Annotated in this window: 1 protein-coding gene; it reads right to left on the bottom strand. The window is 41.6% G+C overall.

Annotated features, from left to right (window positions below; genetic code table 11):
- Positions 1 to 541 (bottom strand): transposase (locus tag FD32_RS03120; protein WP_056962106.1); only part of this gene is annotated, 541 nt, incomplete at its 3' end.
- Positions 542 to 628: the final 87 nt, after the last annotated feature.

Below are 628 nucleotides of genomic sequence, written 5' to 3'. Positions count from 1 at the left end.
TTTTAGCTGATTTTCCAAGGACATTTTGTGGCTTCTTGGAAGACATTAATGCAAAGTTGATCGGTAAGAATGTATTGGCGTCACTCCAACCCAAAGTTAAAGCCCGGTATCCCTTAATATATAACTGTTTGTCATGGTCAAAGACTCGCGCTAGTAATTCGGTTTGGGTGGCGTACTCACGGGAAAAGAGTGTATCGTCAATGATCAATGCTAACCGCCGCCGGCGGTCAATAAACGGTCGTAAATGCTTGATTAAATGACTCCCAACTTGACAAATCAAGCGTTGCCAATTGATCCGGCCATCGTTCAAATTATTTCTGACGGTGCGACTGGTAAAGTTAGGTGTTTCATGGGCTCGATAAAGCGAGCGTCCCAGGAACTTTGTCGTGAGCAGCCATTCAATGACCTTCATCAAGCTGATTTCTGAATTCCGGCGATAATTCACCAACTTGGTGAGTTTAGATAGACCAATGAGGGAAGTAAATTGATGAACAATATTGTGAAGCTCGTTTTCTGTATTTTTTTGTCTTATAATATTCATGACGTAAGTCTCCTTTGTATCTTGGTTTTGGTCGACTAAAGTATACAACGCAGGAGAGCTTGCGTTTATTTTTTTGCCAAAAAAGCC

It is taken from the genome of Limosilactobacillus panis DSM 6035 (assembly GCF_001435935.1).
Taxonomy (GTDB): Bacteria; Bacillota; Bacilli; order Lactobacillales; family Lactobacillaceae; genus Limosilactobacillus; species Limosilactobacillus panis.
This window is presented reverse-complemented; position numbering and strand designations above follow the sequence as displayed.